Origin of the sequence: Dactylosporangium sp. NPDC000555, assembly GCF_040300025.1 — a bacterium.
Lineage (GTDB): Bacteria > Actinomycetota > Actinomycetes > Mycobacteriales > Micromonosporaceae > Dactylosporangium.
This window is the reverse complement of the sequence record NZ_JBEPDB010000072.1, coordinates 26168-48498: the sequence shown is the minus strand read 5'-3', so window position 1 is coordinate 48498 and position 22331 is coordinate 26168. Positions and strand designations below refer to the sequence as shown.

General features: G+C 77.2%; 1 protein-coding gene and 1 pseudogene. Both read left to right on the top strand.

Annotation, left to right across the window (positions count from 1 at the left end):
• Positions 1-227 (top strand): annotated as a pseudogene (locus ABT297_RS32460) (ABC transporter ATP-binding protein); the annotation flags it as partial.
• 12 nt (positions 228-239) lie between these two features.
• Positions 240-22295, top strand: coding sequence for a non-ribosomal peptide synthetase (locus ABT297_RS32455; RefSeq protein WP_350556228.1), 22056 nt, complete (start codon positions 240-242; stop codon positions 22293-22295).
• Positions 22296-22331 lie beyond the last annotated feature (36 nt).

Genomic DNA, 22331 nt, shown 5'->3' with positions numbered 1-22331 from the left:
CGGCGCTCGCGGCGACCGCCGGCCGCACCACGCTGGTCGTGGCGCACCGGCTCACCCAGGCACGCGCCGCGGACCGGGTGGTCGTGCTGGAGCACGGCCGCGTCGTGGAGGAGGGGACCCACGACGAGCTGCTGGCCGCCGGCGGACGCTACGCCGCGCTGTGGGCCGCCTGGGAGGCGCGCACCCCCGGCCCCCGCCCCACCGCTGTTTCCCTGAGCACCGACTGAAGGCGAGCGACGATGGCTGTGGACCCCACCGTGGACCTGCTGCGGCGGCTGGACGAGTGGAACGACGCGACCGAACCCGAGCGCCGCGCGGACGTGGCCACGCTGTTCACCGAACAGGTCCGCCGCACGCCGCACGCCCCCGCGCTGGTCGCCGGCGACGTCCGGCTCAGCTACGCCGAGCTGGGCGCCAAGGTGTTCCAGCTGGCCCGCGCCCTGCGCCGGCAGGGCCTGGCCGACGAGGGCATGGTCGGCATCGCGGTACCCCGCTCCGCCGAGATGGTCGTCGGCGTGCTCGCCGCGATGGTCGCGGGCGGCGCCTTCGTGCCGGTCGACCCGGCCTGGCCAGCCGAGCGGCGCCGCCAGGTCCTCGCGGACGCACGGGTCACCCACGTGCTCGACGACCTCGACCTCGCCCGGTGGGCCCACGACGGCGAGTCCGCCGAGCCGCTGGAGGTGGACATCGCCCCCGGCCGGCTCGCCTACGTGATCTTCACGTCGGGCTCCACCGGCCGGCCGAAGGGCGCGATGATCCGGCACGAGGCCATCTGCGAGCGGTTGCGCTGGCAGATCGAGGAGATCCTGCACTTCGGCGCGGGCGACGCCACCCTGTTCAAGGCGCCGCTCGCGTTCGACATCTCGGTGAACGAGATCCTGCTGCCCCTCGTCAGCGGGGGCCACGTCGTGGTCGCCGAGCCCGGCGGTGAGCGCGATCCGCAGTACCTGCTGGATCTCATCGCCCGCGAGCGGGTCACCTTCGTGTACCTCGTCTCGTCCATGCTCGACGTGCTGCTGGAGATGGACCGCGGCATCGGCCGGCTCGCCGGGCTCAAGCACGTCTGGTGCGGCGGGGAGGTGCTCACCCCGGAGCTGTTCGAGCGCTTCCGCTCCCAGCTGGCTACCACGATGTACCACGGTTACGGCCCGGCCGAGGCCACCATCGGCGTCTCCCACGTCGTCTACCGCGACTCGGCCGAGCGGATCGCCAGCTCCATCGGCCGGCCCAACCCGCACACCCAGCTGTACGTCCTGGACGACGCGCTGGCCCCGCTGCCGCCCGGCGCGACCGGCGAGCTGTACGCGGCCGGGTTCCTGCTCGGCCGCGGCTACGTCAACGCGCCGGCGCTGACGGCGTCGCGGTTCGTCGCCAACCCGTTCGCCCCGCGCGGCGCCCGCCTGTACCGCACCGGCGACCTGGCGCGCTGGATGCCGGACGGCACGCTGGAGTTCGTCGGCCGCGCCGACAACCAGGTGAAGATCCGCGGCATGCGGCTCGAGCTCGAGGAGGTCGAGGCCGTCCTCGCCGCGCACCCGGCGGTGCGCCAGGCGGTCGTCACGCTGCGGCACAGCCCGGCGGGCGCGGCGTACCTCGCCGGCTACGCCATCGCCGAGGCCACCGGCCCCGAACCGGTGGCGGGCCTGGCGGCCGACCTGGCGGCGTGGTGCGCCGACCGGCTGCCGGAGCACGCCGTGCCGTCCGCCTTCGTCCTGCTCGACGCGTTCCCGGTCACCGCCAACGGCAAGGTGGACCGGGCCGCGCTGCCCGCCCCGGCGGCCGGCGAGAGGGCCGCGGGCCGCGCCCCCGCCACCGACCGCGAGCGGACGCTGTGCGACGTCTTCGCCGACGTGCTGGGGCTGCCGTCGGTCGCCGTCGACGACGACTTCTTCGCCCTCGGCGGCGACAGCATCGTGGCCATCGGCGTCGTGCGGCAGGCCCGGCGGGCCGGGCTCGTCCTGCGCGCGCGGGACCTCTTCGCCCACCGCACCCCGGCGGCGCTGGCCGGGCTGGGGGGATTGGCCGAGGCGCCCTCGGACGTGCCGGCCGGACCACCGGTCGAGCCCACCGGCGAGGTCGCGGACACGCCGATCGTGGCCTGGCTGCGCGAGCACGGGCCCGCGCTCGACGGGTTCTTCCAGGCGATCACGCTGCACACCCCGGCCGGGCTGACCCTCGACGGGCTGGAGCGGATCGCGGCCGCGCTGCTGGACACCCACGACGTCCTGCGCGCCGTCGTCGACGACCGGGGCGGCCTCACCATCCCGCCGCCTGGCGTCCGCCCCGCCGTGCTCAGGGTGGCCGCGGACGCCGACCACGAGGCCGCGACGGCCCGTGAGACCGCCGCCGCGGTCGCCCGCCTCGACCCGCGCGCGGGCGTGATGGCCGCCTTCACCTGGCTCGACGCCGGGCCCGGCGCCCCCGGCCGGCTCGTCGTCGCCGTCCACCACATCGTGGTCGACGGGGTCTCGCTGCGCATCCTCGCGGAGGACCTGCGCACGGCCTGGGACGCCGTCGCCGCCGGTCGCCCGATCGCGCTGGAGCCGGCCACCACCTCGTACCGGCAGTGGGCCGCCACCCTCACCGCCGCCCGCGAACGGTTCGCCGGCCACGAGGAGTACTGGCGAGCCGTGGCCGCCACCCCCGACCCGCCGCTGGGCCGCCGCCCGCTCGACCCGGCCCGCGACGTCGTCGCCAACGAGGAACGGCTCACCGTGACCCTGCCGGCCGATGTCACGTCCCGGCTGCTCGGGGCGGTGCCCGCGGCCGTGCACGGCGGCGTTGACGACGTGCTGGTCACCGCGGCCGCCCTCGCGGTGCGGCGCTGGCGCGGCGGCGACGGCGAGGGGCACCCGGCCGTGCTGCTGGAGCTGGAGGGGCACGGCCGGGAGGAGGACCTCGTCGGCGACCTCGACCTGTCCCGGACGTTCGGCTGGTTCACCACCCTGTACCCGGTCGCCGTCGACCCGGGCGACGGCGCCGACCTCGGCGCCGCGGTGAAGGCCGTCAAGGAGCAGCTGCGGGCCGTGCCCGGGCGCGGGCTCAGCCACGGCGTCCTGCGCCACCTCGCCGGCCGGCCCGGCCTCGCCGTGTCGCCCCAGGTGCTCGTGCACTACCTCGGCCGGTTCGGCGCCGGCACCGGCGAGCCGTGGACCGCCACGGGCGGCGGCCCGGTCGTCGCCGAGGACCGCGACCCGAAGATGCCGATGCCGCGCCTGCTCGAGCTCAACGCCGTCGCGGTCGACACCGCCGACGGGCCGCTGCTGTCGGCCACCTTCAGCTGGCCGGCGGGCGTGCTCACGGCGGTCGACGTGGCCGAGCTCGCCGAGCACTGGACCGGCCTGCTCACCGCGATCGCCGCCGACCCGGGCGTGGGCGGCCACACCCCGAGCGACTTCCCGCTCGTCGCGCTGACCCAGGCCGACGTGGACCGCTTCGACGGACCCGCCCTCCGCGACATCCTGCCGCTCGCCCCGCTGCAGGCCGGCCTGTACTTCCACCACCTCGAGGCCACCCGCACCCCCGGCGCCGACCCCTACGTCGTGCAGCAGCTCGTCCAGCTCGCCGGCCCGCTCGACGCGGATCGGCTGCGCGCCGCCGCCGACCGGCTCCTGGAGCGCCACCCGAACCTCGCCGCCGCGTTCCGGCCCGTCGGCGACGGCAGCGTCGTGGCCGTCCACACCGCCGGGATCCGGGCGCCGTGGCGATACGTCGAGCTGCCCGGCACCGCCGAGCTCGACGGCATCGCCGCCGCCGACCGGGCCCGGCCGTTCGACCTCGCCGAGCCACCCGCCATGCGCTTCACGCTGGTGCGCCTCGCCGCCGACCGGCACGTGCTCGTCCACACCGTCCACCACATCCTCGCCGACGGCTGGTCGGTGCCGGTCATGCTCGACGACCTGCTCGCCGGGTACGCCGGCGCCGGACAGCCGGCGCCCGTGCCGTACCGCGCGTTCCTGAGCGCCGTCGCCGCGCGCGACGCCGAGCGCGACCGGGCCGTGTGGGACCGCATCCTCGACGGCGTCCACGAGCCGACCCGGCTCGCCGCCGCGCTGGCCCCGCCCGCCCGCGCCGGCGCCGGGTTCGGCCGCGTCGTGCGTGATCTGCCCGCCGGGCTCGCCGACCGGCTGCGCGCCTTCGCCACCGCACACGGCCTGACCCCCGGCAACGTCGTGGCCGGCGCGTGGGGCATCCTCGTCGGCCGCCTCACCGGCCGGCCCGACGTCACGTTCGGCTCGACCGTCGCCGGGCGGGCGCTCGCCGTGCCGGGCATCGAGCGGATCGCCGGCCTGCTCATCAACACCGTGCCGGCCCGGGTCCGGTGGGCGCCGGGGGAGCGGCTCGCCGCCGTGCTCGCCCGCCTCGCCGCCGACCAGCGCGAGACGATCGAGCACGAACACGTGCCGCTCGCCGAACTCCATCGGCGGCTCGGCGTCACCGAACTGTTCGACACGCTGGTCGTCATCGAGAACTACCCGGCCGCCGAGGTCGGCCACGGCGGCGTGCGGGTGGCCGGTATCGACGTCGTCGAGGCGCCGCACTACCCGGTCACCCTCATGGTGCGCCCGGCCGGGCCGTTCACGGTCACGCTCACCCACGACCGTACGCACGTCGACGCCGCCACCGCCGAGCGGCTGGTGGAGCAATACCTGCGGCTGCTCGACGCGGTGGCCACCGGCGCCACCTGCGCGGCGCCGCTGGCCGGTGGAGCCGGCGAGCCCCAGCGGCGCGCCGGGGCGGCCGAGGTGACCGTCCTGGACCTGCTGCGCTACCCGGACCGCGCCGCCGTCGTGTGCGGCGCGGAGGAGCTGCGGTATCCGCAGCTGGACCGCCGCTCGGGGCGGCTCGCCCACGCGCTCGCCGCGGCCGGCGTGCGCCGCGGCGACGTCGTCGCGGTGGCGGTGCCGCGCGGCACCGCCCTCGCCGTCGCGCTCCTCGGGGTGCTGCGGGCCGGCGCGACCGTCCTGCCGCTCGACCCGGGCTATCCGGCCGCGCGGCTGCGGTACATGATCGAGGACGCGGCACCCGTGTGCGTGCTCACCGGCGGCCCCGCCGCCACGGCCCTGCCCCCGCACGGCCGGCCCGAGCTGGCCGTGGGCGACGCCGTGGCGGACGCGGCGGGTGAGCTGAGCGCCGCCGGGCTGACCGGGGCGGACGCCGCGACCCTGCTGTACACGTCGGGCTCCACCGGCCGCCCGAAGGGGGTCGTCGGCACGCACGCCGCCCTGGCCAACCGGCTCGCCTGGGCGCGTGCCGCGTGGCCGGGCGAGCGGCGCGTCGCCAAGAGCTCGCTCAGCTTCGTCGACGGCGTGACCGAGCTGCTCGGCGGCCTCGTCGCGGGCGCCACGCTGGTCCTCGCCGACGACACCACCGCCGCCGACGGGGCCGCGCTCGGCCGGCTCGTCGAGGCGAGCGGCGCCACCCAGCTCCTCGCCGTGCCCAGCCTCGCCGCCGCGCTCGCCGAGAGCGCACCGGCCCGGGTCCGGGCCCTGCGCCGCTGGATCACCAGCGGGGAGGCGCTGACGCCGCCGGTCGTGCGGGCCCTCGCGGCCGCGTCGCCGGACGCCGAGATCGTGAACTCCTACGGTTCGTCGGAGGTCGCCGGCGACGTGCTCACCGCGGTGGTCGGCGCGCGCCCCGGCCCGGTGCCGCTCGGCGCACCGGTGCCGGGGGTCCGCGTCCACCTGCTCGACAGCGCGCTCGACCGGGTCCCGGCCGGGGTCACCGGCGAGATCTACGTCGGCGGCGTGCAGAACGCCCGCGGCTACCTCGGTCGGGCCGCGGCGACGGCCGAGCGGTTCGTCGCCGACCCGTTCGGCGCGCCCGGCGACCGGCTGTACCGCACCGGCGACCTCGGCCGGTGGACCGCCGACGGGCAGGTCGAGTTCCTCGGTCGCGCCGACGACCAGGTGAAGATCAACGGATTCCGGGTAGAGCTCGGCGAGGTCGAGGCGGCCCTGACCCGGCTGCCGGGCGTGCGCGACGCCGTCGCCGCGAGCGTCGGCGGCGCCCTGGCCGCCTACGTCACCGGCGACACCCAGCCCCGCGACGCCCGGCCCGGCGAGATCCTCGCGGCGCTGCGCGCCGAACTGCCCGCCCACCTGGTCCCGGCCACCGTCACCGTCCTCGACGCGATCCCGCTGCTGCCCAACGGCAAACGCGACCGGGCCGCGCTCCCCGCGCCCACCCGGACGGCCGCCCGCGGCGACGCGGCGCCGACACCGCGCCAGGCCCGCATCGGCGCCCAGTTCACCGCCGTGCTCGGCGCCGAGGCTGGCCCCGACGACGACTTCTTCGCGCTCGGCGGGGACAGCATCGCCGCGATCCGCGTCGTCAACCGCCTCGCCGAGGAGGGCATCGACCTCACCACCGGCGACGTGCTCCAGCTGCGCACCCCCCGGGCGATCGACGGCCGCCTCACCGCCGCGGCCGTGCCGGCCCCCGACGGCGGCACGGTCGAGGCGGCCGTGCGGCCCGTGCTCGGCGCGGACGACACCGCCGCCGCCGCCGAGACCTGGCCGCTGTCGCCGCTGCAGCGGGGTGTCTATTACCAGGCCACCTTCGACCAGGGCGACGAGGGCCGGGCCGCCGGCACGTACCTCGCGCAGAACGTGTTCGACCTGGACCGGCGGGTCGACGTCGAGGCGATGACCGCCGCGTTCGCGGCGCTGCTGCGCCGCCACCCGACGCTGCGGGCCGGGTTCGTCGGCGGGGTCGTCGGTGAGGGCCTCGCCGAGCCGGTCCAGGTCATCGCCGGCGAGGTGCCCGCGCGCGTCGCGGTCGTCGACGTCACCGGCGACGACGCCGCGTTCGCCGAGCTGGTGCGCCGCGACGGCGCCGAGCCGTTCGACCTCGCCGCCCCACCGCTCGTACGGCTCACCGTGGCCCGCCGCGGCGACCGCGACTCGCTCCTGCTGACCAGCCACTTCCTGCTCTGGGACGGGTGGTCCCGGGAGCTGGTGCTGCGCGACCTCTTCGCCCTCTACGCCGGGCGGACGCCCGCACCGCCGGCCGCGTCCTTCACCGACTATCTCGACTGGCTCGCCGGCCGCGACACCGGCGCCGCGGCCCGCGCCTGGCGCGACGCGCTCGACGGCGTCACCGAACCGACCCTGATGGTCCCGGCCGCCGCCGGGCGCGCGCCGATGCTGTCCGAGCGGGTCCTCGCCGCCCTGCCCACCGACGTCACCGCCCGGCTCACCGGCCGGGCCCGGGACGCCGGGCTGACCCTGAACTCGGTCCTCACCGCCGCCCTCGGCCTCGTCCTGGGCTACCACACCGGCCGCGCCGACGTCGTGTTCGGCATCACCGTCGCGGGCCGGCCGACCGGCCTGCCCGGCATCGAGGACGTGATCGGCCTCTTCCTCAACACGGTGCCCGTCCGGGTCGCGGCCACGGCCGGCACGAGCGTGCTCGACCTGGCCCACCGCGCCCAGCGCGACCGCATCGACCTCGCCGCGCACGAGCACCTCGGCCTCGGCGAGATCCACCGGGCCGCCGGCCACGAGCAGCTCTTCGACACCCTCTACGTGCTGCAGAACTTCCTCGCCGACGACACGTTCGCCGACCTGGAGCGCGAGCACGGCATCGCCGGCGTCGAGTACACCGACACCACCCACTACCCGCTGACATGGGTGGTGACGCCCGGCGCGCGGCTGCGCGTGAAGCTGGAGTACCGCCCCGACGTCGTCACCGAGGAGCGGGCCACCGCCCTCGTCGAGCGGTTCACCGGCCTGCTCACCACCCTTGCCGATGGCTTCGACGTCCCGGCCGGCGCGCTGGAGCTGGTCCTGCCCGCCGAGGCCGGCACCCGGCGCGCCGCGTGGCGGGCGAACGAGCACCCGATCGGCGAGGCGACCATCGCCGACCTGCTCGCCGAGCGGGCCGCCGCCCAGCCCGCGGCGACCGCCCTCGTCTTCGGCGGCGAGGCGCTCACCTACGCCGAGCTCGACGCCCGGGTCAACCGGACGGCGCGGCTGCTGCTGGCGGGTGGCGCCGGACCGGAGCGGATCGTCGCCCTCGCCCTGCCTCGCGGCATCGACATGGTGGTGGCACTGTTCGCGGTGCTGCGCGCCGGCGCCGCCTACCTGCCGCTGGAGCTCGACCACCCGCTGGAGCGGCTCGCCGGCATGCTCGACGACGCCCGCCCGGCGCTGCTCGTCGCCCTGCCGGGCGCGCCCATCCGGGACCGGCACAGCGGCGCCGCCGTCGCACCGCACGAGGCCGCCGGTTACCCGGCCGACCCGCCGCCCGCCGTGCCCGACCCGCACCGGCTCGACCGGCCCGCCTACGTCATCTACACGTCGGGGTCCACCGGCCGGCCGAAGGGCGTCGTCACGCCGTACCGCGGCCTCACCAACATGCAGCTCAACCACCGTGCCGAGATCTTCGGCCCCGCGGTCGCCCGCGCCCGGGCCGCCGGGCGGGAACGGCTGCGGATCGCGCACACGGTGTCGTTCTCCTTCGACATGTCGTGGGAGGAGCTGCTGTGGCTGGTCGAGGGCCACGAGGTGCACGTCTGCGACGAGGAGCTGCGCCGTGACGCCGTCGCCCTCGTCGCCTACTGCCGCGCGCAGGGCATCGACGTCGTCAACGTGACCCCGACCTACGCGCACCACCTGTTCGACGAGGGGCTGCTCGACCCGGCCGGCCACCCGCCGACGCTGGTCCTGCTGGGCGGGGAGGCGGTCTCCGACGCGGTCTGGGCCCGGCTGCGCACGCCCGGCGGGCCGACCGGCTACAACCTCTACGGCCCCACCGAGTACACGATCAACACCCTCGGCGCCGGTACCGGCGACAGCCCAACGCCCACCGTGGGCCGGCCGATCTGGAACACCCGCGGCTACGTCCTCGACGCCTTCCTGCGCCCCGTGCCGGCCGGCACCACCGGCGAGCTGTACATCGCCGGCGCCGGCCTGGCCCGCGGCTACCTGCACGCGCCCGGGCTCACCGCGTCGCGGTTCGTGGCCGACCCGTCCGTGCCCGGCGGGCGCATGTACCGCACCGGCGACCTCGTCCGCGAGCGCCCTGACGGCAGCCTCGACTTCCTCGGCCGCGACGACAACCAGGTGAAGATCCGCGGCTACCGCGTCGAGCTCGGCGAGGTCGAGGCCGCCCTCACCGCCCTGCCGCAGGTCCGGCAGGCGGCCGTCGTCGCCCGGCCCGGCCCGGCCGGCACCCGGCGCCTCGCCGCCTACCTGGTGCCCGGCGGCGCCGCCGGGGCCGACCTGCCCGCCGTGGTGCGGGCCGCGCTCGCCGAGCGGCTGCCCTCCTACATGGTCCCGGCCCTCTACGGCGTCGTGACCGCGCTCCCGCTCACCGTCAACGGCAAGCTCGACGTCGCGGCCCTGCCCGAGCCGTCGGCCCCGTCGGCCGGCGCGGTGCGCGGGCCGCGCGACGAACGGGAACGCACCCTCTGCGCGATCTACGCCGAGGTCCTCGGCCTGCCCGAGGTCGGCGTCGACGAGGACTTCTTCGCCGCCGGCGGCGACAGCATCTCCTCGATCGCCGTCGCCGGGCGGGCCCGCGCCGCCGGCCTGCCGGTGACGCCCCGCGACATCTTCCGCCGCCGCACCGTCCAGGCCGTGGCCGCCGCGCTGCCCGCCGCCGCGCCCGCGCCGCTCGCCGCCCCAGGCGACGGCACGGGACCGGTCCGGCTGACCGCGATGCTCGCCGAGACCCGCGACGCGCGGACCCCGCTCGGCCACTTCTACCAGGCGATGGCCCTGCGCACCCCGGCCGGGCTGACCCGCGCCGCGCTCGACGCCGCGCTGCGCGCCCTCGTCGACACCCATGACCTGCTGCGCGCCGTCCTCGGCCCGGACTGGACCGTCACCGTGCCAGCCACCACCGCCGGCGCCGAGGTCCCGGTGACCGAGGGCGACACCGGCGCCGCCGCGCTCGAGGCCGCCGCCGCCCGGCTCGACCCCCACGCCGGCCGCATGGTCGCGGCGGTCTGGTCGAGCGCCGCCCGGGAGCTGCTGCTCGTCGTCCACCACCTCGTCATCGACGGCGTCTCCTGGCGCATCATCGGCGCCGACCTCGCCCGCGCCTGGGCCGGCCTCGAGGCCGGCGGCCCGGCCGCCCTCGACCCGGTGCCCGTGTCATTCGCCGCCTGGTCCCGCCTCGCCGACACCGACCGGTTCGACGGCGAGGAGCCCCACTGGCGCGAGGTGCTCGCCACCCCCGACCCGATCCTCGGCGCCCGGCCGGTCGACGCCGCTGTCGACACCGCGGCCACGGTCCGGTCGGTCACCCTGACCCTGCCGCCCGAGGTGAGCGGCGCGCTGCTGTCCCAGGTGCCCGCCGCCTTCCACGGCACCGTCAACGACGTGCTGCTCACCGCGTTCGCGCTCGCCGTGCGGGCCTGGCGGCCGGCCGGGAGCACGGCGGTCCTGCTCAGCCTCGAGGGCCACGGCCGCGACGGGGATGTGTTCGGCGCGCCCGACGCCGACCTGTCCCGCACGGTCGGCTGGTTCACGGCCATCCACCCGGTGCGGGTCGACCCCGGGGCGCTGGGCTGGGCCGAGGTGCTCGCCGCCGGCCCGGCGCTCGCGGCCGCCGCCAAGGCGGTCAAGGAGCAGCTGCGGTCGGTGCCGTCGCGCGGCGCCGGCTACGGCGTGCTGCGCCACCTGCGGCACCGGCTCACCGGCGCGGTACCGCAGATCCTGTTCAACTACCTCGGCCGCTTCCCGGCCGGCGCCGGCGCCGACTGGGCGCCCACCGCAGCGCTGCGCGAGGGCGTCGACCCCACCAACCCGGCGATGACCCTGGAGGTCAACGCGTTCGCCGCCGACGGCGCCGAGGGCACCACGTTCACGGCGACCCTGTCCTACCCGGCCGGCCTGTTCGCCGAGGCCGACGTCGCCGCGCTCGCCGGGCGATGGCGCGCCGCGCTGGAGGCCCTGACCCGCTGCGCCGGCCTCGCCGGGCACACCCCGTCGGACTTCCCGCTCGTCGCCCTGACCCAGGCCGACGTCGACGACCTCACCGGCGACCTCGGCGCCGTCGAGGACGTCCTGCCGATGCTGCCGCTGCAGCAGGGCATGTACGTGCACCACCTGGTCGCCGAGCCGGGCGCCGACACCTACCTGGTCCAGCAGGTCGCCCGGCTGTCCGGCCCGGTCGACCCCGAGGCGCTGCGCCGCGCCGTCGAGGCGACCGTGCACCGCCACGCGGCCCTGCGCGCCGGGTTCCGCGAGCTGCGCGACGGGCGTGTCGTGCAGGCCGTCGCCGCCTCCGTCCGGGTGCCGTGGCGGGCCACATCCGTGCGCTCCGCCGACGAGCTGGCCGCCTTCTGCGCGGCCGAGCTCGCCGAGCCGTTCGACCTGGCCCGCCCGCCCGCGCTGCGCTACGCGCTGGTGTCGCTCGGCCCCACCGACCACCGGCTGGTCGAGACGATGCACCACATCCTCGCCGACGGCTGGTCCTACCCGCTGGTCTTCGACGACATCGTCACCGCCTACCGGCAGGGCACCGATCTGCCTCAGGCCGCCGTGACGTACCGCGACCACGTCGAGTCGGTGCTCGCCCGCGACCCGGCCGCCGCGCGCGAGGTCTGGGCCCGCACACTCGCGGGCGTCACGCCGGCGCTGCTCTACCCGGCCGGCAGCCCGGTCGCCGCGCACGACAGCGTCCACAGCGCACTGCCCGCGGAGCGCACCGCGGCCCTCGCCGCCCTGGCCCGAGCCCACGGCATCACCCTGTCCACCGCCGTGCACGCCGCCTGGGGTCTGCTCCTGGGCAACCTGCTCGGCCGCGACCGGGTCGTGTTCGGCTCCACCGTCTCCGGCCGCGGCGGCGACCTGCCCGGCGTCGAGACCGTCGTCGGGCTGCTCATCAACACCGTGCCGCTGCCGATGTCGTGGGATCCGGCCGAGCCGGCCGGCGCCGTGCTCACCCGGCTGCAGGAACAGCAGACGGAGGTCCTGGACGCCCAGCACGTCGGCCTCGCCGAGCTGGCCCGGCTGGCCGGCGCCCGCGACCTGTTCGACTCGCTGGTCGTGGTCGAGAACTTCCCCGCCGTCCGCGCGGACGAGGACGCCGGGCTGACCGTGCGCGGCTTCACCGGCACCGACTCCCCGCACTACCCGCTCGCCCTGGTCGCGTTCCCCGGCGAGCGGCTGACCCTGGAGATCAAGTACGACGCGGCGCTCGTCGGCGCCGCGACGGCCGGGACCCTGCTGGCCGCGGTCGAATCGATCCTCGACCGGCTGGCCGACGGGTTCTCCACGCCGGTCGCCGACCTGCCCGGCCTCGCCCGCGAAGCCGCGTCCCGGCCGCTCGTCGCCGGTGGCACCGGTACCCTCGCCGCGCGGTTCACCGCCGACCCGGCCGCCGTCGCGGTCAGCCACGGCGCCGACCGGCTCACCTACGCCGAGCTCGACGCCCGCGCCGACCGGCTCGCCCACGAGCTGGCCGCGCGCGGCGTGCGGCCCGAGTCCCGGGTCGCCGTCGCGCTGCCCCGTGGCACCAGCCTGATCGTCGCGCTGCTTGCCGTCGTGCGCTCCGGCGGCTGCTACGTCCCGGTGGACCTCGGCGCGCCGGCCGAGCGGGTGGCGTACATCCTCGGCGACGCCGCACCCGTCTGCGTGCTCACCGACCGGGCCACCGCACCCGGGCTCGCGGTGCCCGGCGGGATCCCGGTCGTCCGCGTCGACGATCCGCTGCCCGCCCACCCGGCCGGACCGGTCGGCGGCGCCGAACTCCGTCCGGACAACACCGCCTACGTCATCTACACCTCCGGGTCGACGGGGCGGCCGAAGGGTGTCGCGGTCACCCACCGCAACGTGCTGGCGCTGTTCGCCGCCGCCCGCGAGCTGTTCACCTTCGGCCCGCAGGACGTGTGGACGATGTTCCACTCCTCGGCGTTCGACTTCTCCGTGTGGGAGCTGTGGGGCGCGCTGCTGCACGGCGGCCGGCTCGTCGTCGTCGGCGGCGACGTGACCCGCGACCCGCGCCGCTTCGCCGCCCTGCTGCGCGACGAGCGGGTCACGGTGCTCAACCAGACGCCGTCGGCGTTCTACCCGCTGACCGGCGAGGACACCGCGGGACTCGCGCTGCGCTACGTCGTCTTCGGCGGCGAGGCCCTCGACCTGTCCCGGTTGGCGCCATGGTACGCCCGGCACCCCGGCGACGCGCCGCTGCTGGTCAACATGTACGGCATCACCGAGACCACGGTGCACGTCACGTTCCGCGCCCTGGCCAGAGCCGACACGAAGGCCGACACCGCGGCCGGCAGCGTCATCGGCGCGCCGCTGCCGGGCCTGCGCGTCCACGTCCTCGACGAGCGCCTGCGCCCCGTCCCGGCCGGCGTCACCGGCGAGATCTACGTCGAGGGCGAGCAGCTCGCCCGCGGCTACCTCGACCGGCCCGGCCTCACCGCGGCCCGGTTCGTGGCCAACCCGTTCGGGCCCGGACGGCTGTACCGCAGCGGCGACCTCGCCCGCCGCACCCCGACCGGCGACCTCGTCTACGCCGGCCGCTCCGACCAGCAGGTGAAGGTCCGCGGCCACCGCATCGAGCTCGGCGAGGTCGAGTCGGCGCTGTCGGCGCTCGACGGCGTCGTCACCGCCGCGGCCGCGCTGCACGACGGGCGGCTCGTCGCCTACCTCGTCGGCCGCCGCGGCGCCGGCGACACGATCCGCGACGGCCTCGCGCGGCGGCTGCCCGCCTACATGCTGCCGTCCGCCTACGAGTGGCTGGACGCGCTGCCGCTGACCGTCAACGGCAAGCTCGACCGCGCCGCCCTGCCGGCACCCAGCGGCGACCGCGGCCCGGTCGAGGTCGACGGCGACGAGCCGCCGGCCCAGCGGCTCCTGCGGGAGCTGGTCGCCGAGGTCGTCGGCGTGCGCGCGGTCGCGGCCGGCGAGGACTTCTTCACCGTCGGCGGCGACAGCATCATCGCGATCCAGCTCGTCAACCGCGCCCGCCGCGCCGGCCTCACGCTGACCCCGCGCGACGTGTTCACGCACCGCACCCCTGCGGCCCTGGCGGCCCTGGCGACGCAGGTCGGGCCGTCCGAGCCGCTCGCCGCGCACCCGGAGGGTCCCGCCGGCGGGGACGGTGAGGGCGTCGGCGAGGTGCCGCTGCTGCCGATCGTGCAGCGGCTCGCCGAGCTCGGCGGCCGCATCCACCGGCACAACCAGGCCGACCTGCTGCTCACCCCGGCCGGCAGCACCCGCGAGGGGATCGCGGCCCGCCTGCGCGCCCTGGTCCGCCGGCACGACGCCCTGCGGCTGCGGCTGCACCGCCCCTCGCCGCTGCTGTGGTCGCTGGAGGCCCGGCCCGCCACCGACTCCGTGGTGGACGGCGCGCTGGACCTGCGCCGGGTCGACGCGGCCGGCCTCGACGACGAGGCGCTGCGCGAGCGGATCGGCGCCGAGTCCGACGCCGCCGCCGACCGCCTCGACCCGGACGCCGGGGCGATGCTGCGGGCCGTGTGGTTCGATCGCGGCCCGGACCGGCAGGGGCGGCTCCTGCTCGTCGCGCACCACCTCGTGGTCGACGGCGTGTCCTGGCGCATCCTCACCGACGAGCTGCGCGACCCGGAACCCGGCCCGACCGGCACGTCCCTGCGCGCCTACGCGCGGCTGCTGCACGAGCAGGCCGGGCAGGCGGCCCGGATGGGCGAGTTCGAGCACTGGAGCCGGACCCTCGCGCCGGGCGGCGAGCTCGACCCCGCCCGGCACACGATCGGACTCACCGCCGGCGCGACCCGCGACCACGAGCTGCGGCTGCCGCCCGCCGCCACCGAGGCGCTGCTCGCCGCCGCCGGCGGCGACGTCACCGGCCTGCTCGTGGCCGGCCTGCGCCTCGCCGTCACCCGGTGGCGTGCCGCCCGCGGGGCGGACCCGGCCGCCGAGCTCACCCTCGACCTGGAGCGGCACGGCCGGGAACCGCTGCCCGGCACCGACCTGTCCCGCACCGTCGGCTGGTTCACGGCCATCGCGCCGGTGCGGCTGCCGGCGGTCCCGGGCACGCCGGCCGAGGCGCTCGCCGACGTCCGCGAGCGGCTCGCCGCCGCCCCCGACAACGGCATCGGCTTCGGGCTGCTGCGCCACGCCAACGCCCGTACGGCCCCCGCGCTCGCCCGGCTCGGCACCCCACAGGTGCTGTTCAACTACCTCGGCCGCTTCGGCGGCGGGACCGCCGACTGGGACACCGCGCCCGAGGCCGGCGCCCTGCGTGCCGCGCCGGACCCGGACCTCGGCACCCCGTACCTGCTGGAGATCAACGCGGCCTGTCACGCCACCCCGCACGGCCCGCAGCTGCGCGCCGTGCTCACCTACGCCGACGACGGCCTCGACGTCGACGGCCTGGCCGGCGAATGGGCAGCCGCGCTGGGCGAGCTGTCCGGCGGCGGCGCCGAGGCGTGGCCGCTCTCGCCGCTGCAGGAGGGCCTGTTCGTCCAGGCCCGCCTCGCCGGGGACGCCGACGTGTACGTCGCCCAGAACGCCTTCGACTTCGCCGGCCGGATCGACCCGGACCGGCTCGCGCGGGCCTGGACCCGGGTCCTGGAGCGGCACCCCGCGATCCGGCTCGGCTTCACCGCCGACGGCCGGCCCCGCCCGGTCGCGCTGCTCGCCGCCGGCCTGACCGGCCGGGTCGACGCCGTCGAGGCGGACGGGGACGCCGGCCTCGACCGCATCATGGCCGAGGACCGGTCCCGGCCGTTCGACCTCGCCCAGCCGCCGCTGGCCCGCCTCACCGTCGTGCGCCGGCCCGACGGCACCGACCGGCTGCTGTTCACCTACCACCTCCTGCTCTGGGACGGCTGGTCCCGCGAGCTGGTCCTGCGCGACCTGTTCGCGCACTACGCCGGCCGGACCCCGCCCGCACCCGCCGGGCGGTTCACCGACTACCTCGGGTGGCTCGACCGGCAGGACACCGCCGCGTCCGCCGCCGCCTGGGCCGCGGAGCTGGCCGGGCTCGCCGAACCGACCCTGCTCTACCCGCAGGCCGCCGGCACCCGCCCCGTGCTCGCCACGAGCCTCGCCCGGCAGCTCACCGAGGAGCGGACCGCGCGGCTCGTCGCACGGGCCCGCGGCGCCGGCGTCACCCTCAACGCGATGCTCAGCACGGCCCTGGGCCTGGTGCTCGCCCACGCGACCGGCCGCGCCGAGGCGGTCTTCGGCACCACCGTGGCCGGCCGCCCGACCGAGCTCGACGGCATCGACGAGGTCGTCGGCGTGTTCCTCAACACCGTGCCCGCTCGGATCGCGTTCGCGCCAGGCGAGCCGGTGCGCGACGTGCTGCACCGGGTCCAGGCCGCCCGGGTCGCGATGATGCCGCACGAGTACCTCGGGCTCGGCGACATCCAGCGCGCCGCCGGCAGTGCTGGTGGCACGCTGTTCGACAGCCTCTACGTGCTGCAGAACTTCCTCGGCGACGACACGTTCACCGACCTCGAGACCGAGCACGGCATCGTCGGCGTCACCGCGGTCGACGCCACCCACTACCCGCTGACCTGGGTCGCCACCCCCGGCCGGCGGCTCCGGCTGCGGCTGGAGTACCGCGCCGACGTGGTACCGCACGCGGAGGCCGAGGCGCTGCTGGACCGGCTGGAGCGCGTCGTGCTGTGCCTCGCCGACGACATCGACTCGCCCGTCGCCGCGCTGCCCGTCGCCGGGCCCGCCGGCCAGCCCGCCGCCCTCGCCGGCCTGGCCGGTGCCGGCCGCCCGGTGCTGCCCGACACGATCGCGGAGCTGATGGCGGCCCAGGCGGCCCGCACCCCGCACGCACCGGCGCTCACCGCCGGCGCGACCACCCTCACCTACGCCGAGCTCGACGCGCGGGTCAACCGGCTCGCCCGCTACCTGCTCGCCGCCGGTGCCGGCCCGGAACTCCTCGTCGGGCTGGCGCTGCCGCGCTCCCTCGACATGGTGGTGGCGCTGTTCGCGGTGCTGCGCACCGGTGCGGCGTACCTGCCGCTGGAGCTCGACCACCCCGACGAGCGGCTGCGGGTCATGGTCGACGACGCCCGGCCGATGCTCGTGCTCAGCGCCGGCCGGCTCGGCGGCACCCGCCTGGACGCGCTCGACCTGTCGGCGTATCCCGCCACCCCGCTGACCCCGCGGGAGCTGGGCCCGTTCGCGCCCGGCACGCCCGGAAGGCTCGCGCACCCCGCGTACGTCATCTACACCTCCGGCTCGACCGGCCGGCCGAAGGGCGTCGTCACGCCGTACCTCGGCCTGACCAACATGCAGCAGAACCACCGGCAGGCCATCTTCGGCCCGACCATCGCCGCGGCCAGCGGCCGGACGCTCACCATCGCCCACACCGTGTCGTTCTCCTTCGACATGTCCTGGGAGGAGCTGCTGTGGCTCGTCGAGGGCCACCACGTCCACGTCTGCGACGAGCAGCTGCGCCGCGACGCGGCCGCCCTGACCGCCTACTGCCGGCGGCACCGGGTCGACGTCGTCAACGTGACCCCGACGTACGCCCAGCACCTGCTCGACGAGGGCCTCCTCGACGGGCCGCACCGGCCCGTGCTGGTGCTGCTCGGCGGCGAGGACGTGCCGCAGCCGCTGTGGACCACGCTGCGCGACGCGGACGGCGTGCTCGGCTACAACCTGTACGGCCCGACCGAGTACACCATCAACACCCTCGGCGGCGGCACCACCGGCAGCGCCACCTCGACGGTCGGCACCCCGATCTGGAACACCCGCGTCCACGTCCTCGACGGCTGGCTGCGCCCCGTCCCGCCGGGCGTGCCCGGGGAGCTGTACATCACCGGCGCCGGCCTCGCCCGCGGCTACCTCAACCGGCCGGCGCTGACCGCCGAGCGGTTCGTCGCCGACCCGTTCACGCCGGGCGGGCGCATGTACCGCACCGGCGACCTCGTCCGGCAGCGTCCCGACGGTAACCTCGACTTCCTCGGCCGCACCGACGACCAGGTGAAGATCCGCGGCCACCGGGTCGAGCTGGGGGAGGTGCAGGCGGCGGTCGCGGCCCGGCCGGGCGTGCGGCAGGCGGCCGTCCTCGCCGCGCCCGACGTGACCGGCGGCAAGCGTCTCGTCGCCTACGTGGTGCCCGCCGGCGACGACGTCGACGGCTTCGACCTCGCGGGTCTGCGCGACGGGCTCAAGGCCGCGCTGCCGGGCCACCTGGTCCCGGCCGCCTACGCGGTCGTGGCGGCGCTGCCGCTGACCGTCAACGGCAAGCTCGACACCGCCGCGCTGCCCGAGCCGCGCACCGTGGCCACCGCCGGGCGGGCCGCCGCGACCGACACCGAGCGGCGGCTGTGCGCGATCTTCGGCGAGGTGCTCGGCGTCGCCGGCTTCGGCGTCGAGGACGACTTCTTCGACCGCGGCGGGCACTCGCTCGTCGCGATGCGGCTGCTCGGCCGGCTACGCACCGAGCTCGGCGCCGACCTGCCGCTGCGGGAGCTGTTCGACGCGCCGACCCCGGCGCGGCTGGCGCCCCGGCTCGGCACCGGCCCGGCCCGCCCGCCGCTGACCCCGCGGCCGCGCGCGGCACTGACCGGGCAGCCGCCGCTGTCGCCGGCCCAGCAGCGGCTCGTGCTGCTGCAACACCTCGACCCGGCTTCGACCGCCTACAACTACCCGCTGCTCGTCCGGCTGCGCGGCCGGATCGACCGGGCCACGCTCGCCGCCGCGCTTGGCGACGTGCTCGCCCGGCACGAGGTGCTGCGCACCCTCGTCACCCTCGACGGGCAGCGCATCGTCCCGCCGGAGCAGGCGCGGGTCGACGTCGGCGACGCCGTCGACCCGCTGCTGTCCCGCCCGTTCGACCTGGGCGCCGAACTGCCGGTGCGGGCCGCCGTCGTCGAGGAGCCCGGCGGGAGCTCGATCCTGGGCCTGGTGCTGCACCACATCGCGATGGACGAGTGGTCCGACCGGCCGCTGCTGCGCGACCTCAGCGACGCCTACCTCGCCCGCCTCGCCGGTCGCGCCCCGGACTGGCGGCCGCTGCCGGTGCAGTACGCCGACTACGCCGCCTGGCACGCCGACCTGCTGGGCGACCCGGCCACGGAGCGGGAGTTCTGGCGCCGCTGCCTGCACGGGCTGCCCGACGAGATCCCGCTGCCCGGCACCCAGGCCCGCAGCGGGCGAGCCGGCCGCGTCGGCGCGACGCTCCCGGCCGAGCTGGTCGCCCGGCTGCGCGGCCTCGCCGCCGCCGGGTCGGCGACGCTGTTCATGGTCCTGCACGCGGGCCTCGCCGTCCTGCTGCACCGGCACGGCGCGGGCGACGACGTGCCGATCGGCACCCCGGCCTCCGGCCGCACCGACCCGGCCCTGAACGACCTCGTCGGGTTCTTCGTCAACACCGTGGTGCTGCGCGCCGACCTGTCCGGGGCGCCGACGTTCACCGAGCTGCTATGCCGCGTCCGCGCCGCCGACCTCGCCGCGTTCGAGCACGCGGAGCTGCCCTTCCAGCAGGTCGTCGAGGCCGTCAACCCGCCGCGCGTGGCCGGGCGCAACCCGCTGTTCCAGGTGATGATCGGCTACCACCACCGCGCGGCCGGCGACGGCACGCTGCTCGGCCTGCCCGTCGGCGACGAACCCGGCTTCGCGACCGACCCGAAGGTCGACCTCAACGTCACCTTCGTCGACGCCGGTCCGGCCGTCGACGTGACCGTCGAGTACGACACCGGCCGGTTCGACGACGACACCGCGCGGCGACTGGCGATCCGCCTGGTCCGGCTGCTGGCCGGCCTCGCCGAGCATCCGGACCGGCCGATCGGCGACGCCGCGCTGCTGTCGGGCGACGACAAGCGGGACCTGGCGCGGTGGCACACCGGCGGCCCGCTGCCGGCGATCGCATCGGGCTCGGAACCGGCCTCGGGAGCGGGCTTCGAGCCGTGGGTGGCCGCGTTCCGCCGGCACGCGCGGGACACCCCGGACGCCGTCGCCGTGCGCGGTGCGGACCGGACCCTCGGCTACGCGGCGCTCGACGCGGCGTCGGACGCCCTCGCCGCCCGGCTCGCGGCGTGCGGCGCCGGCCCGGAGCGGCTCGTCGGCATCGCCCTGCCCCGCACCGTGGACCTCGTCGTCGCGATCGTCGCCGTGCACAAGACCGGCGCGGCGTACCTGCCGCTCGACCCGGCGTATCCGGCGGAGCGGCTGCGGTACATGATCGACGACGCCCGGCCGGTCGTGGTCCTCGCCGCCGACCCAGGGTTCGCCGGCGGAGCCTGCCCGGTCATCGGCCCGGACCCCGCGCCAGAACCCGCGGCGGATACCGGGACGCCGCCGGACGTGGCCCCCGACCCGGGCACCGCCGCGTACGTCATCTACACGTCGGGCTCGACCGGGCGGCCGAAGGGCGTCGTCGTCACCCACCGTGACCTGGGCGCGTTCCTCGCCGCGGTCGACACGGTGGTGCCGGTGACCGCCGGCGACCGGGTGCTCGCCGTGACCACCCTGTCGTTCGACATCGCCGCGCTGGAGCTGCTGCAGCCGCTGCGCCGTGGCGGCGGCGTGATCCTGGCCTCCGGGGAGCAGGTGCGCGACCCGGCGCTGCTGGCCCCGCTGGTGGCCGAGGCGACGGTGATGCAGGCGACCCCGTCGCTGTGGTCCGCGCTGCTGGAGGGGGCCGACACCGACCTGTCCGGGCTGCGGGTCCTGGTCGGCGGCGAGGCGCTGCCGCCCGCGCTCGGCGCCGAGCTGCACCGGCGTGCGCGCGGCGTGACCAACCTCTACGGGCCGACCGAGGTCACGGTCTGGGCCACCGCCGCCCCGGTCGGAGCCGGCCGTCCGACGATCGGACGGCCGCTGCCCGGCACCACCGCCCACGTCCTGGACGCCGCGCTGCGGCCGGTGCCGCCGGGCGTGCCGGGCGAGCTGTACCTCGGCGGCGCCCAGGTGACCCGCGGCTACCACGGCCGCCCCGCGCTCACCGCGACCCGGTTCGTCGCCGACCCCACCGGACCCGGGCGGCTGTACCGCACCGGCGACCTGGCCCGCTGGACGCCCGGCGGCGACCTGGAGTTCCTCGGCCGCACCGACCATCAGGTCAAGGTCCGCGGGCACCGCATCGAGCTGGGCGAGGTCGAGGCGGCCCTCGCCACCCACCCCCTCCTCGGCCGGGCGGTCGTCGTGGCGCGCGGCGATCACCTCGTCGGCTACGCCACCGGCGACGCCGCGCGGGTGACCCCGGCCGAGCTGCGCGACCACCTCGCCGATCGGCTGCCGGGCTACCTGGTGCCGTCCGCGTTCGTAGTGCTCGACGAGCTGCCGCAGACGCCGAACGGCAAGATCGACCGGGCCGCGCTGCCCGAGCCCGCCAGCGCCACGACGGCCGCTCCCGCGCTGCCGCGCAGCCGCGTCGAGGCCCGGCTGTGCGCGATCGTCGCGGACCTGCTCGGCGCCGCACCGGTCGGGGTGAACGACGACCTGTTCGCGCTGGGCGCCCACTCGCTGCTGCTGGTGCGGCTCGCCGCCGCGATCCGCCGGGAGCTCGGCGCCGAGCTGCCGGTCGCGGACCTCTTCACCGCGCCGACGGTGGCGCAGCTCGCCCGGCGGATCGCCGGCGACGCCCCGCCCGGCGACGCGCTCGCCCCGGTCGTCGTGCTGCACGCCGGCCTCCACCCGGGCACGGACCGGCCGCCGCTGTTCTGCCTGCCGCCGGCGAGCGGCCTCGTGTGGCAGTTCGCCGGCCTGAAGCGGTACCTGCCGCCGGACGTCCCGCTGATCGGGCTGCAGTCGCCCCGGCTCGGCCGGGACGCCGGCCTGCCGGCCACGATGGCCGAGCTGGCGGCGCAGCACGCGGCGCGGATCGCTGAGCTGGCGCCGGCCGGCCCGGTCCGGCTGCTCGGCTGGTCGTTCGGCGGCGCGCTGGCGCACGTCCTCGCCGAGCGGCTCGTCGCGGCCGGGCGGGAGGTGACGTTCGTCGGGATGCTCGACTCGCGCGCCGACGCACCGCCGACGGCGGCGGGGGAGTGGGACGGGCCGGCGGCGATCGCCGCGCTGCTGACCGAGCTGGGCTACCGGGTACCGGCGGCGGTGTCGCTGCCCGAGGCGGTGGCGCTCGTGCGGGGCCTCGGCGGTGCGCTCGGCGCGCTCACCGACGCGCAGATCGCCCGTGTGGTGGAGAACTATCTCGACAGCGACCGGATGATGGCGGGCGCGCGCTACGGCGTCCTCGACGCGGACGTGTTCTTCGTCGACGCCACGGTCCCGGAGCCCGGCCACACCGGCGACGCCTCGGAGGGCTGGCGGGCCCACGTGGCGGGCCGGCTGCGCACGGCCGCGATCGCCTGCGGCCACTCGGAGCTGCTCGACCCGGACGTGCTGGAGCGGCTCGGCCCGCTCATCGCCCGCGAGCTGTGAGGGTCGCGGACACGCGAAGGGTGCGGCGTCCCGCCA

What these genes read in the sequence shown, in the direction of transcription:
- ABT297_RS32455 (WP_350556228.1), top strand. Translation starts at nt 240, where the DNA reads ATGGCTGTGGACCCCACCGTGGACCTGCTGCGGCGGCTGGACGAGTGG.